This window comes from Streptomyces katrae, from assembly GCF_000966975.1.
Lineage (GTDB): Bacteria > Actinomycetota > Actinomycetes > Streptomycetales > Streptomycetaceae > Streptomyces > Streptomyces katrae.
Genome location: NZ_JZWV01000396.1, coordinates 1 through 12,130, shown reverse-complemented (window position 1 = coordinate 12,130; position 12,130 = coordinate 1). Strand labels below are relative to the sequence as shown.

Below are 12,130 nucleotides of genomic sequence, written 5' to 3'. Positions count from 1 at the left end.
CATCGGCAGCAGGACACCGATCAGGCCGGTGGAGGCGACGGCGATCTCGCCCGCGTTGTGCTCGCCGCCCAGGACGGAGGCGACCTTCTCGGCGGTGGCATGGGTGTCCTGGAAGCCCTTGGGGCCGGTGCAGGCGTTGGCGCCGCCGGAGTTGAGGACGACGGCGCTGACCGTGCCGCCGCGCAGGACCTGCTCGGACCAGCGGACCGGTGCGGCCTTGACCCGGTTGGAGGTGAAGACGCCGGCGGCGGCCAGTCGCGGCCCGTTGTTGACCACGAGGGCCAGGTCGGGGTTGCCGTTCGCCTTGATCCCGGCGGCGATGCCCGCCGCCGTGAATCCCTGTGCTGCCGTGACGCTCACGGTGCGACTCCGATCGTGGAAAGTCCCGTCGCCTCGGGAAGCCCGAGGGCGATGTTCATGCTCTGCACCGCGCCGCCGGCGGTGCCCTTGGTCAGGTTGTCGATCGCGCTGATGGCGATGATCCGCTGGGCGGACTCGTCGTAGGCGACCTGGAGGTGGACGGAGTTGGAGCCGTACACCGATTTGGTGGTGGGCCAGACGCCCTCGGGGAGCAGCTGGACGAAGGTCTCGTCCGCGTAGGCCTTCTCGTAGGCGGCGCGCAGCGACTCCGCGGTGGTGCCGGGGCGGGCCTTGGCCGAGCAGGTGGCGAGGATGCCGCGCGGCATGGGCACGAGGTGGGGGGTGAAGGAGACGGAGACCCGCTCCCCTGCGAGGGGGGAGAGGTTCTGCACCATCTCGGGGGTGTGGCGGTGGACGCCGCCGACGCCGTAGGGGGTCGCGGTGCCCATGACCTCGGAGCCGAGCAGGTGCGGCTTGAGGGCCTTGCCGGCGCCGGAGGTGCCGGTGGCGGCGACGACCACGGCCTCGGGCTCGGCGAGCCGCGCCTGGTAGGCGGGGTAGAGCGCGAGCGAGACGGCGGTGGGGAAGCAGCCGGGGACGGCGATGCGCTTGGTGCCGGCGAGGGCGGCGCGGGCGCCGGGGAGCTCGGGGAGGCCGTAGGGCCAGGTCCCGGCGTGCGGGGCGCCGTAGAACCTGTCCCAGTCGGCGGAGTCCTTGAGCCGGTGGTCGGCGCCCATGTCGACGACGAGGACCTCGTCACCGAGTTCGGCGGCGACGGCGGCGGACTGCCCGTGCGGCAGCGCGAGGAAGACGACGTCGTGACCGGCGAGGGCCTCGGCCGTGGTCGGCTCCAGGGTCCGGCCGGCGAGGGGCACCAGGTGCGGCTGGAGGCCGCCGAGGAGCTGTCCGGCGTTGGAGTGGCCGGTCAGCGCGCCGATCTCCACCTCGGGGTGGGAGAGCAGCAGGCGCAGGACCTCACCGCCCGCGTATCCGCTCGCTCCGGCCACCGCTACACGTACCACCATCGGACCCTCCTCCTCGATGGCATGACTATACGTACCTATGCAGTTTTATGCAAAGAGTTCCCGGGGTCCGTCATCTCCACAGTCGCGCTCGTATTCGACCTGTTCAAGGGGGCGGCCGTCGCCGAAGTCGCAGGGGCGCGAAGCGCCTGTCTCGGCGAAGCCGGACTTGGCGTAGAAGCGGCGGGAACGGGGCGTGTCGCGCAGGGTCCACAGGTGCGCGGTGGTGAAACCGTCCGTGCGCAGCCGGGCCAGCGTGCCCGTCATCAGGGCGGCGGAGACGCCCGTGCCCCAGCCGTCGGGGTGGGCGTAGAAGCTGAGGATCTCGGCGGCGCCCGGCGGGCGGGCATCCGAGGCGCGGTACCAGGACAGGGCCAGGGGCCGTCCGCCGGCGAGGGCCAGCAGGACGGTCCCCGGGCCGTAGGCGGCCCGGCCGTGCCAGCGGGTGCGCCGGTCGGCGATGCCCGCGGCGGCGAACTCCGGGGTGAAGAAGGGGCCGTACGCGGCCCCCCAGGCGGCGGCGTGGATCTCCCCGAGCGCGTCCCCGTCGGCCGCGCCCGCGTCACGAATCTCGATCATGGGGGCACCCTAGGGCGGCTCGCGGGCCGCCCGGGGTGTTTTCCGGTCAGGCGCCGGGTGCGGGCTCCAGCGGGTGGCGGACCCAGACGTTGGGCTCCACGTAGACGGCGTAGTCGTGCTCCGGTTCGCAGTGGACGAGGCTCAGCGCGCCAGGTACGCGGACCTGCCCGGCCTCGTCGAAGGGCAGCCCGGTCCACTCCCGCCACTGGGCGAGGGAGCCGGTGACGGTCATCGACAGCGGGGCCACCGAGTCGATGACGGCCCCGGCCCGGATGTGGACCCGCAGCCAGGGGTCGTAGGGGAGGCCGTCCTCGCGGGTGCGGTACGCGTACTCCGACATCGGCGTCTGCGGCTCGGCGGGCTTCCCGCTGGGCCGGACCGGGGCCACGACCTCCGTGAACCCGGCGGCCCGGGCGCCCTCGCGCATGGCGGCCAGCATCCGCCCCGAGAGCCCCTGCCCCTGGCGGCCGGCGGCCACCGATATCTCCAGGGCGCTGACCGTGTCGGGCTCGATCCCGCGCCGCTGGTCGGAGAAGGCCCACATCAGGACCCGGTCCCAGCCCTGGGCGGGCAGCTGCCCGCCGCGCTCGGCGGAGTGCAGCGCGAAGGGCACGCTGAAGGCGCGGGCCACCACCTCGTCGCCGTCGGTGGCGATGAACACGTACTCCGGGAACTCGGCGACCAGGCGCGGGTAGAGCAGCCAGGCCACGGAGTCGTGCTGGGAGAACCGCGGCCAGGAGTCCTCCATGTCCCACAGCCGGGAGGCCAGTTCGGGACGGCCGGCGAGGGAGGTGATCACAATCTCGGTCATGGACGGCAGGGTAGGTGCGCACCGCCGCCCCTTCAACGGGGTTTAACCACCGCCCCGCAGCAGGTCAGGGCCGGTGCAGCCCGGCGCGCAGGCGCTGGACGGCCTCCACCAGCTCCCCCGGGCCGGAGACCCCGGCGAAGCTCATCCGGACGTACGCGGCCGGCGGCTCGGCGCAGAAGTACGGGCGGCCGGGCGCGACCGCGACCCCGGCGCGCAGGGCCGCGGCCGCGAAATCGGCGTCGCTCCCCCCGCCGGCCGGGCGCACCCACAACTGGTAGCTGCCCCGCGGCAGGTACGGCACCTCCGCCCCGGGCAGCTCCCTGCGCAGGGCCCCGGCGAGCACGTCGCGGCGGTGGCGCAGCTCGGCGGCGACGGCCCTCAGGTGGCGCGGCCAGGCGGGCGCGCCGACCAGTTCGAGGGCGGCCTCCTGGAAGGGCGGCCTCCTGGAGGGGGCGGGGCACGAAGAAGCTGTCCACCACCTGGATGGCGCGCAGCCGGTCCAGTACCGGGCCCCGGGCGGCGAGCGCGCCGACGCGCAGGCTGGGCGAGGTGGCCTTGGTCAGGGAGCGCACGTGGACGACGATGCCGTCGGCGTCCTCGGCGGCCAGGGTGGCGGGCAGCGGTCCGGCGTCCTCGTGGGCGAGGTTGCGGGCGTAGTCGTCCTCGATCACGAAGGCCCCGGCGGCCCGGGCGATCCGCAGCACCTCGGGCCGCCGTTCGGCTCCGAGCACGGCCCCGGTCGGGTTCTGGAACAGCGGCTGGCAGACGAAGACCCGTGCGCCGGTGGCCTCGAAGGCGGCGGCCAGCAGCTCGGGCCGGACCCCGTCGGCGTCCACCGGGACGGGCACGGGGCGGCAGCCCGAGGCGCGGGCGATGGCCAGCAGCCCGGGGTAGGTGGGCGACTCCACGAGGACGGGAGCGCCCGGCGGGGCCAGTGCCCGCAGGGCGGTGGTCAGGGCGCTCTGCCCGCCGGCGGTGATCATCACGTCGGCCGCGCCCAGCGCCCCGACCGCGCCCCCGATCTCCCGGGCGAACCAGTCGCGCAACTCGGGCAGCCCTTCCAGCGGGGGCCGCCCCCAGGCCCCGGGGCGGCGCCCGGCCCGGGCCAGGGCGGCGGCCATGGCCCGCTCGGGCTGGAGCGAGGGGTGGAGGTAACCGCCGTTGAGCTCGATGACGCCGGGCGGGGTGGCGGCCAGCGAGGACAGCAGGCCCGAGGCGTCCACGGAGCGCGGGACCACCTCCCCGGCACCCTCGGCGCTGAGGGACACCTCCTGCCAGGAGGTGTCCCCGCGCGTGAGGCCGGAGACACGGGGGTGGGCGCGGTACGCACCCGCGCCCGGCCGGGTGGTCACGAGCCCCTCGGCCGCGAGCTGCGCCAGGGCCCTGGAGACGGTGACGGGGCTGACGCGGTAGCGCTCGACCAGGGCCCGGCTCGACGGGAGCTTTCCACCTGCCGGGTAGCGGTCGAGCTCGGATCGGAGGGATTCCGCCAGTTCCGCCACACTGCTACGCTCGTACATGACAGCACAGAATAGCGCTACTCGCCCGTCTCCGATAGCGGTCCAGGTCGGGGGCCGCAGCGCGGTCCACGCGGGAGGAAGCCGCAGCGGCACCGCCCTGGCCCTCCTCGGGGTGGTCGCCTTCTCGCTGACCTTCCCCGCCACCGCCTGGGGTCTGGAGAGCTTCGGCCCCTGGTCGCTCGTGGCCCTGCGCAGCGCCCTGGCCGCCGTCATCGCGGGCGGCTTCCTGCTCGCCGGGCGGGTCCCGCTGCCGGCCCGTGAGCACTGGGCCGGGCTGGCCGTCGTCGCCGGCGGGGTGGTCGTGGGCTTCCCGCTGCTGACCACGCTCGCCCTGCGGACCTCCACCACCTCGCACGCCGCCGTGGTGGTGGGCCTGCTCCCGCTGACCACCGCCGCCCTGTCGGCGCTGCGCACCGGCACCCGGCCCCCGCGGGCCTTCTGGGCGGCTGCCGTCGCCGGGGCCCTGGTGGTGCTCGGCTTCACCCTGGCCCAGAGCGGCGGCGCCCCCTCCGCCGGGGACGCCTACCTCTTCGGGGCGCTCCTGGTCTGCGCCGCCGGCTACACCGAGGGCGGACGCCTGGCCCGGCTGATGCCGGGCTGGCAGGTGATCGGCTGGGCCCTGGTGCTGTGCCTGCCGCTCGCGCTGGCCGGCTCCGCGGCCGGGCTCGCGGCCGAGCCGGTCCACCTGACCTGGCACGGAGCGGCCGGCCTGCTGTGGGCGGCGGCCGGCTCGACCTTCCTCGGGCTCTACGTCTGGTACCGCGGCATGGCCGCGATCGGCGCCCCGCGCGCCAGCCAGCTCCAGCTCGCCCAGCCGCTGCTGACCCTGGTCTGGTCGGTGGCGCTGCTGGGCGAGCGGCTCTCCCCGGCGACCCCGCTGGCCGCCGGGGCGGTCCTGGTCTGCATCACCGTGACCCAACGGGTCAAATAGCCCCGGATCGGCCTAAACTACTGGCACCGGATCGGACCTGTTCCGAGGGAGGTCAGCAGATGCGAGCGACCGAGGGCGACCAGCTGGTGCAGCACGGCAGGATCGTGGGCCAGCACGACAGGGTGGGCGAGATCGTCGAGGTGCTGGGCGAGAACGGCGCCCCCCCGTACCGGGTGCACTTCCCGGACGGACACGACGCCGTGATGTCCCCCGGCCCCGACTGCGTGGTACGGCACCCGGACAGGCCCGAGGGCACGTCCACCACCTGGCACTGAAACCAGATCAGCGGGGCGCCGCCACCGCCTGGTAGTGGTCGGCGACGACCCTGGACATGGCACCGTTGGGGTCCGCGGCCACGTGCTTCGCCGAGAAGTACACGTGGCCGCGGACCTCCGCGTACTTCTTGGCGAAGGTCAGGTGCCGGGACAGCTCCGCCGGATCCCGCCAGGCGGCCGTGGAGCTGTTCGCGTCGCAGCGGTACAGCGCCTCCCCCACGTAGAGGTCCACGCCCGTGCCCGCGACCGTCCGCGCCCACCAGGGCACGATCGCCGCGTAGTCGGCCTGCGGGTGGCCGATCTGCCAGTAGGCCTGCGGCACGATGTAGTCGATCCAGCCCTCGGTGACCCACCTGCGGGTGTCCGCGTACAGGTCGTCGTACGTCTGCACGCCCGCCCGGGTCGGCGAGCCGAGCGGGTCGGTGTCCCGGTTGCGCCACACCGCGAAGGGGCTGACGCCGAACCGCGCCGCCGGGCGGATCTGGCGCAGCCGCTGCGCCATCTCGTAGACCAGGGTGTCGGTGTTGTGCCGGCGCCAGGCGGCGCGGGAGCCGAAGGAGGCGCCGTACTCCGCGTAGGCGTCGTCGTCGTCGAAGTACTCCCCCTCCACCGGGTACGGGTAGAAGTAGTCGTCCCAGTGCACCCCGTCCACCGGGTAGCGGGAGACGGCTTCCAGCATCGCCTCCTGCACGAAGGCCCGCACCTGCGGCAGCCCGGGGTTGTAGTAGAGCTTGCCGCCGTAGGGGACGACCCAGTCGGGATTGCGGCGGGCCGGGTGGGCGGCCGACAGCCGGGACGGGTCGGTGTGGTTGGCCACCCGGTACGGGTTGAACCAGGCGTGCAGCTCCAGGCCGCGCGCGTGCGCCTCGGCGACCGCCGTGCCCAGCGGGTCCCAGCCCGGGTCCTTGCCCTGCGTCCCGGTCAGCCACTGCGACCAGGGCTCGCGCGCGGACGGCCAGAAGGAGTCCGCGGCCGGCCGGACCTGGAGGACCACCGCGTTCAGCCGGCGCCGGACGGCGGTGTCCAGGAGGGCGGTCAGCTCGGCGCGCTGCTCCCGGGCGGCGAGGCCCGATACGGAGGGCCAGTCCACGTTCTGTACGGTCGCGATCCACATCCCCCGGAACTCCCGGGCCGCCGCCCGGCCCCCTCCTCCTCGTCCCTGTACCCGCGCGGGCCCGGAGGCCGCCTCCGCCGGGCCCGCGCCCGCCGCCGCGGCCAGCACCCCCGCCGCTCCCGCCAGCAGCCCCCGCCGTCCGATGTACGTCATGTGACGACTCCGTTCCTCTCCGTGACAACGCTCCACGAACGCCCAGCATGCCCGCCCCGGCCCGCCGCCGGCGGCAAGGACGGGAGTAACGTCGGGGGGCGTGGCGGGCGCCGGGGTGCAGTTACCACTGCCGAACTCCGGGGGACCCGCGATGGATGAGCAGCGAAAGGCACGATGTGACGGACCTCTCTACCCTCCCGACCGACATCACCAGGGTCGGCGTGGTGGGCTGTGGCCAGATGGGCGCGGGCATCGCGGAGGTGTGCGCCCGCAGCGGTCTTGAGGTGAAGGTCGCCGAGACCACCGGGGAGGCCCTGGAGATCGGGCGCACCCGGCTGCACAACTCGCTGACCAAGGCCGCCGAACGCGGCAAGATCAGCGAGGAGGAGCGGGACGCCACCCTGGCCCGCCTCACCTTCACCACCGACCTCGGCGAGTTCGCCGACCGCGACCTCGTCATCGAGGCCGTCGTGGAGAACGAGCAGGTCAAGACGGAGATCTTCCAGGTCCTCGACCAGGTGATCACCCGACCCGACGCGATCCTCGCCTCCAACACCTCCTCGATCCCGCTGGTCAAGCTGGCCGTCGCGACCTCGCGGCCCGACCAGGTCATCGGCATCCACTTCTTCAACCCGGCGCCCGTGCAGAAGCTCGTGGAGCTGATCCCGGCCCTGACGACCGGTGAGGAGACCGTCAAGCGGTCCGAGGCCCTGGTGCGGGACGTACTGGGCAAGCACGCCGTCCGCGCCCAGGACCGGTCCGGGTTCGTGGTCAACGCCCTGCTCGTCCCCTACCTCCTGTCCGCGATCCGGATGTTCGAGTCGGGCATCGCCAGCCGCGAGGACATCGACAACGGCATGGAGCTGGGCTGCGCCCACCCGATGGGTCCGCTGAAGCTGTCCGACCTGATCGGCCTGGACACCATCGCCTCGATCGCCGACTCGATGTATGCCGAGTACAAGGAGCCGCTGTACGCCGCTCCCCCGCTGCTCCAGCGGATGGTCGACGCGGGCCGCCTGGGCCGCAAGACGGGCTCGGGTTTCTACCCGTACGGCTGAGACGCCGTGAATATGGTGTGAGAAGCACCTCGGCCGTCCTCGCGACGGCCGAGGTGCGGCTAGGGTCCTTCCGGTGAAGAGCACGAAGACCGCAACGGCGCGGCCCCCGTCCGCCGACGCCCCTTCCACTTCCGCGCCTCCGTCGGGACCGGCCGCCTCCCGGCTGGGCTGGCTCGACGCGCTGCGCGGCATCGCCGCCCTGGTCGTGGCCCTGCACCACTTCGGCATCCTGCGGATGCTGCCGTCCGGGAACGTCGTGGGACGGAACTTCGACCTCGGCATCTTCGGGGTGATGCTGTTCTTCATAGTCAGCGGCTACATCATCCCCGCCTCGCTCGAACGCCGGGGCGACGTCCAGGCGTTCTGGATCGGGCGCTTCTTCCGGATCCACCCCGCGCTGATCGTCACCATCGTGGCCGCGCTCCTGGTGCTGCCGGTCGGCGACGGCTCGGTCCGCATCCTGAAGACCGGCGACGACCTGGCCTCGCTGATCACCAACGGCCTGCTGCTCCAGGACGTGCTCGGCGTGACCAACGGCATGAACGTCACCTGGACGCTCTGCTACGAGATGGTCTTCTACTTCTTCGTCACCGCCCTGTTCACCCGCGGCCTGCACCGGCACAGCGCCCCCATCGCGGCCGGCTGCGCCGCCCTCGCCCTCGCGGTCGGCACGGCCGTCGGCGAGAAGCTCCTGACGCCGGACCCCCAGTCGGTACGGGTCGCCCTGCTGGTCGTCGTCCCGGTCGTGCTCGCCGGCTTCGCCGGGGTGCTCAGCGGCCGGCCCGGGCCGACCCGGGCGGGCGCCCTGCTGCTGGCCGGTCTGGGGCTGGTGCTGATCTCGCTGAACAGCCGGGCCCCCTGGTACGAGACGTGGACGATCTTCGCGACCATGTTCGCCGGAACGGCCGTCCACCGGGCGCAGCACTCCTCGCGCGGCCGCGTCCCGTCCCTGCTCGCCTGCGGTTTCGTGGTGGTCTCGGGTGTGCTGGTGGGATGGCTCTACAACCACGACGGCTTCCAGGACCACACCTGGACCTCCGGCTGGCTGTCCTGGTCGGCGGCCTACCTGGCCGCCTGGGCCGTGTTCGGACTCGGCTTCCTGCTCCGGCGGCTGCCCTTCCCTCGCGTGCTGACCTGGCTCGGCGCGATCAGCTTCTCCGTGTACCTGGTGCACATCCCGCTGGCGCACGCCCTCCGCCGCCTGGTGGGGGTGCCGCCGCTGCCGTCCTCGACGCTCGGCCGGATCGCCTGGACGGGACTGTTCCTCGTGGCGGTGCTGACCGTCGGCCACCTGATGTACCGGCTGGTCGAGATGCCGATGCAGAACCTGGGCCGGCGGGTCCAGAAGGCGGCGGCCCGGCGGTGGCCGGCCCCCGCACCGGCCGGCGCGTCCGTGCCGGTTCCCGCCCCGGGGGGCGCCGGGCGGGAAGCGGCACGCGCGGGCGCCGGCGCGCGGGGGGACGGCTAGGCCGTCTGTTCCGGAGCCGGCCTAGCGCAGCCGGAGGTGGTGCAGCAGGAGCAGCCCGGCCGCCATGTTGGCGGCCGGGATCTCCCCGCGCCCGATCATGTCGGGGACGAGCTTCAGCGGCACCCATTCGCGGCGCGAGGACTCGAAGCCGTCCTCCGGTTCGCCGATGTGGGTGGCCCCGTCCGCCCAGTAGAGGTGGTGGCGGGCGTCCGTCAGCCCGTTGGAGGGTTCGACGGTCATCAGGTGGTGGAGCGGGCCGGGCCGCCAGCCCGACTCCTCCTCCATCTCCCGGGCTGCCGCCGCCTCCACGGTCTCCCCGTCCTCGACCACTCCGGCGGGCAGCTCCCAGCCCCAGCTGTCGGTGATGAACCGGTGCCGCCACAGCAGCAGCACCTCGTCCGCCTCGTTGACGGCCGTGGCCACGGCCACCGGCCGCAGCCGGATGACGAAGTGGTCCAGGTGCCGTCCGTCGGGGAGTTCCACGTCCGCGAGGTTCACGTCGAACCAGCGGTTCTTGTACACGGTCTGCTCACTGAGGTTCGTCCACTGCACGGTTCTGCCGCCTTCCGCTTCGTAGGTGGCAACATGGCAGCAGCTGGGACGGTCACAGGGGAACGCGCAGCGCCCCGTCGATGAGGCCGGCGGTCTCCTCCGCTCCCGCGCAGCCGGAGCTCAGCAGGGCTTCCCGGACCACCCGCAGCCGGTCCCGCAGCCTCAGCGACTCCATCCCCTTGGCCCGTTCGGCCATTTCGGCCGCCGAGGCCACCGCCCGGTCCGCTTCCCCCTGGCGCAGCTGGATCTCGCACAGCATGGCCAGCCGGTGCACCCGCCCCCGGTCGTGCGCCGGGGTGCCGACGGCCTCGGCGGCCTGCTCGTGCGCGCCGTCCAGGTCCCCCAGGCTGAGCAACGCCTCGGCCACCTGTACGTTGACCAGCCCGGGCTGGACGTAGCCCGTCTCGGCCGGCTCGCTGCCGGGCCGGATCCGCTCGGCGGCCGTCTCCGCCCGGCGGATGCAGGCCAGGGCGGCCGCGGTGTCCCCGAGCTGGGCGTAGGCCTTGGCCTGCATCGCGTACAGGTCGGCGGCCAGCGCCGGGGTGGTCTGGCTGCCCGCGGCGCGCAGCGCGGCCTCGGCGAAGGCCACGGCCTGGCGGAAGTCCCGCAGGTGCAGGGACTGGTTGACCAGCAGGGCGATCACGTACGCCCCGAGCCCCCGGTCCCCGCTGGCCTTCGCCAGGCGCAGGGCCTGGTGGAAGTAACGCTGGGCGAGTCCGTGCGCGTCCGAGTCGTAGGCGCAGATGCCGGCGACCGCCACCAGGGACCCGGTGGCACGGTGCAGCTGCCGGCCGACGTCGTCGGGGTAACTGCCGCGCAGCATCGGGGCGGTCTCGCTGCCGAGGAAGCGGACGATCCGGGCCCGGGTGGCCATCCCGCCCGCCCGGCGGTACATCAGCTCGTAGTGGGACCGGGCGGCCCGCAGGATCTCGATGTGCTCGGGGCCGATCCGCAGTGTGCCCGAGCGGGACACGTCGGCGTCCTCGGGCGGGTTCTCCCACTCCCACACCGGGATCACGGCGGGGGTCCCGGTGACGGCCGGCGCGGTGAGCTGGGCGGGCCGGCCCAGCTCGTCGGAGCGCCACAGGGCGGTGGCCCGGTCCACGAAGCCGCTGAGCCGGGTGGCGTGCGCCGTCTGCCGGCCGGGGATGCCGAGCCCGATGTCGTCGAGGCCGACGGGACGGTGCAGGCGTCCGCCCAGCACCTCGCAGATCAGGTCGGGCACCTGGCCGCGGGGGCGCTGCCCCTTCAGCCAGCGGGAGACCGCGGTGTGTTCGTAGCGCAGCGCGAGCCCGCGGGACCGGCCCGCCTGGTTGACGTGCGCCGCGAGTCCGGCGTGGGACATTCCCGCCTCGGCGAGGAGGGCGTCGAGCAGGGCGTTGGGCTGCATGGGCCCCTCCAAGGGCTCGTCGGCTTCAGGCTAGTGGCTCGGGGGTGCGCGCGGGGTGGGGTGCGGCCAATTCACACGGGGTGTGAAACAAGAACGCGCATAAATGCGATACGCACCCTGCCGCGAAGGGGCCTCGCCGCGCTTCACTTAAGAGCCTCGCCAAGGAGGCCGCCCGGTCGTCGGCTCCCCCTCGTACAGTGCGACGACCCGGCGAACGCGCCGTCCGCCCTGCTGTCTGCCCGACACTCCATGGCGGGCGGGCGGCGCACCACACGGCTCCGCGGGGGCCGCCCGGTTGGTCGCCGGGCCCCCCGCCCGAGCCGAGCCGGTTCCGCACCGGGTCCGTCCACCGGCCCGGTGCGGGGCGGCAGCGCCGGTCGAGCCGGACCGGCCCGGGTCGTTCCACTCCCCCCGGCCCGGGAGGTCCGGCCGAACCGGTCGCGCCCTCGCGGCCGTTGTGCCGATCGCAGCCGTGGTCGCCGTCCGGGCCGTCGTCGCTGTCCGGGCCGTCGTCGTCGCGGCCGTCGTCGTCGTGCCGGTCAGGGGCGGTCGTTGCGCAGTGCCAGCAGGGCGACGTCGTCGGCCAGGCGCCCGCCGGTGTGGCGCAGGAGGGCGGCGTGCACGCCCGCGACCAGCCGCGCGGGCGTGAGCGTCTGCTGCGCCGTGAGGAAGGCGGCCAGCGGGAAGAAGCGCCCGTGCCGGTCACGGGCGTCCTCGGCGCCGTCGGTGTGGAGTAAGAGCGCCTCTCCGGGGCGGAGTTGGCCGATCTCCCGCGGTTGCGCCGCCGGCGGTACGGGCAGCACTCCGAGCGGGGGCCACGCCTCGCCCCCGTCCAGCACGCGCACGTCGTTGTGCCGCTGCGCGGAGCCCCTCCCCGCCCCGCCCTTCGCCCGTTCC

12 protein-coding genes and 1 pseudogene are annotated in these 12,130 nt (G+C 74.1%); 4 read left to right on the top strand and 9 right to left on the bottom strand.

What is annotated here, in order from left to right; all coding sequences use genetic code 11:
• The 5 genes and pseudogenes from VR44_RS15340 to VR44_RS15320 all read right to left on the bottom strand — a co-directional run.
• The coding region (locus tag VR44_RS15340; RefSeq protein WP_045948038.1) for a bifunctional ornithine acetyltransferase/N-acetylglutamate synthase at nucleotides 1-360 on the bottom strand (360 nt) is incomplete at its 3' end.
• Nucleotides 357-1,385, bottom strand: a complete 1,029-nt coding sequence (gene argC / locus VR44_RS15335) for an N-acetyl-gamma-glutamyl-phosphate reductase (RefSeq protein WP_045948037.1) — start codon at nucleotides 1,383-1,385, stop codon at nucleotides 357-359. The genes VR44_RS15340 and argC, both read right to left, overlap by 4 nt.
• A 45-nt stretch (nucleotides 1,386-1,430) precedes the next feature.
• Entirely contained in the window at nucleotides 1,431-1,961 is a 531-nt protein-coding gene (locus VR44_RS15330; RefSeq protein WP_045948036.1) for a GNAT family N-acetyltransferase, read from the bottom strand.
• A gap of 46 nt (nucleotides 1,962-2,007) precedes the next feature.
• Nucleotides 2,008-2,772 (bottom strand): hypothetical protein, encoded by a 765-nt coding sequence (locus VR44_RS15325; protein ID WP_045948035.1) that lies wholly within the window; start codon nucleotides 2,770-2,772, stop codon nucleotides 2,008-2,010.
• Nucleotides 2,773-2,836: 64 nt separating this feature from the next.
• Nucleotides 2,837-4,292: pseudogene (locus tag VR44_RS15320) on the bottom strand (aminotransferase-like domain-containing protein).
• On the opposite strand from VR44_RS15320, the gene VR44_RS15315 reads away from it, so the two are divergent.
• Nucleotides 4,291-5,223: a DMT family transporter gene (locus VR44_RS15315; RefSeq protein WP_063778924.1), complete on the top strand. Its 933-nt coding sequence runs from the start codon at nucleotides 4,291-4,293 to the stop codon at nucleotides 5,221-5,223. The pseudogene VR44_RS15320 and the gene VR44_RS15315 sit on opposite strands and share 2 nt — an antisense overlap.
• A 59-nt stretch (nucleotides 5,224-5,282) precedes the next feature.
• The gene (locus VR44_RS15310; protein ID WP_045948034.1) at nucleotides 5,283-5,498 is read left to right on the top strand and encodes a DUF1918 domain-containing protein; all 216 of its coding nucleotides are present in this window, start codon (nucleotides 5,283-5,285) and stop codon (nucleotides 5,496-5,498) included.
• 7 nt (nucleotides 5,499-5,505) lie between these two features.
• Here the strand turns inward: VR44_RS15310 and VR44_RS15305 are convergent, their stop codons facing one another.
• A complete protein-coding gene (locus tag VR44_RS15305) occupies nucleotides 5,506-6,765 on the bottom strand; it encodes a glycoside hydrolase family 10-like protein (protein WP_094191669.1) in 1,260 nt (419 codons plus the stop codon).
• A 155-nt stretch (nucleotides 6,766-6,920) separates the two neighbouring features.
• Between VR44_RS15305 and VR44_RS15300 the strand changes: the two genes are divergently transcribed.
• Both VR44_RS15300 and VR44_RS15295 read left to right on the top strand, forming a co-directional pair.
• Entirely contained in the window at nucleotides 6,921-7,823 is a 903-nt protein-coding gene (locus tag VR44_RS15300) for a 3-hydroxybutyryl-CoA dehydrogenase (protein WP_045948033.1), read from the top strand.
• 73 nt (nucleotides 7,824-7,896) lie between these two features.
• Nucleotides 7,897-9,291 carry an acyltransferase family protein gene (locus VR44_RS15295; protein ID WP_052713615.1) on the top strand — a complete coding sequence of 465 codons (1,395 nt, stop codon included), beginning with the start codon at nucleotides 7,897-7,899 and terminating at the stop codon, nucleotides 9,289-9,291.
• Between the two features lie 21 nt (nucleotides 9,292-9,312).
• Here the strand turns inward: VR44_RS15295 and VR44_RS15290 are convergent, their stop codons facing one another.
• The 3 genes from VR44_RS15290 to VR44_RS15280 form a co-directional block, all read right to left on the bottom strand.
• Nucleotides 9,313-9,843: an NUDIX hydrolase gene (locus tag VR44_RS15290; RefSeq protein ID WP_045948032.1), complete on the bottom strand. Its 531-nt coding sequence runs from the start codon at nucleotides 9,841-9,843 to the stop codon at nucleotides 9,313-9,315.
• Between the two features lie 52 nt (nucleotides 9,844-9,895).
• Nucleotides 9,896-11,233, bottom strand: a complete 1,338-nt coding sequence (locus VR44_RS15285) for an NsdA family TPR-like regulatory protein (RefSeq protein ID WP_045948031.1) — start codon at nucleotides 11,231-11,233, stop codon at nucleotides 9,896-9,898.
• Nucleotides 11,234-11,772: 539 nt separating this feature from the next.
• Nucleotides 11,773-12,130, bottom strand: a 358-nt coding sequence (locus VR44_RS15280) for a SpoIIE family protein phosphatase (protein ID WP_045948030.1), incomplete at its 5' end; no start/stop codon positions are given.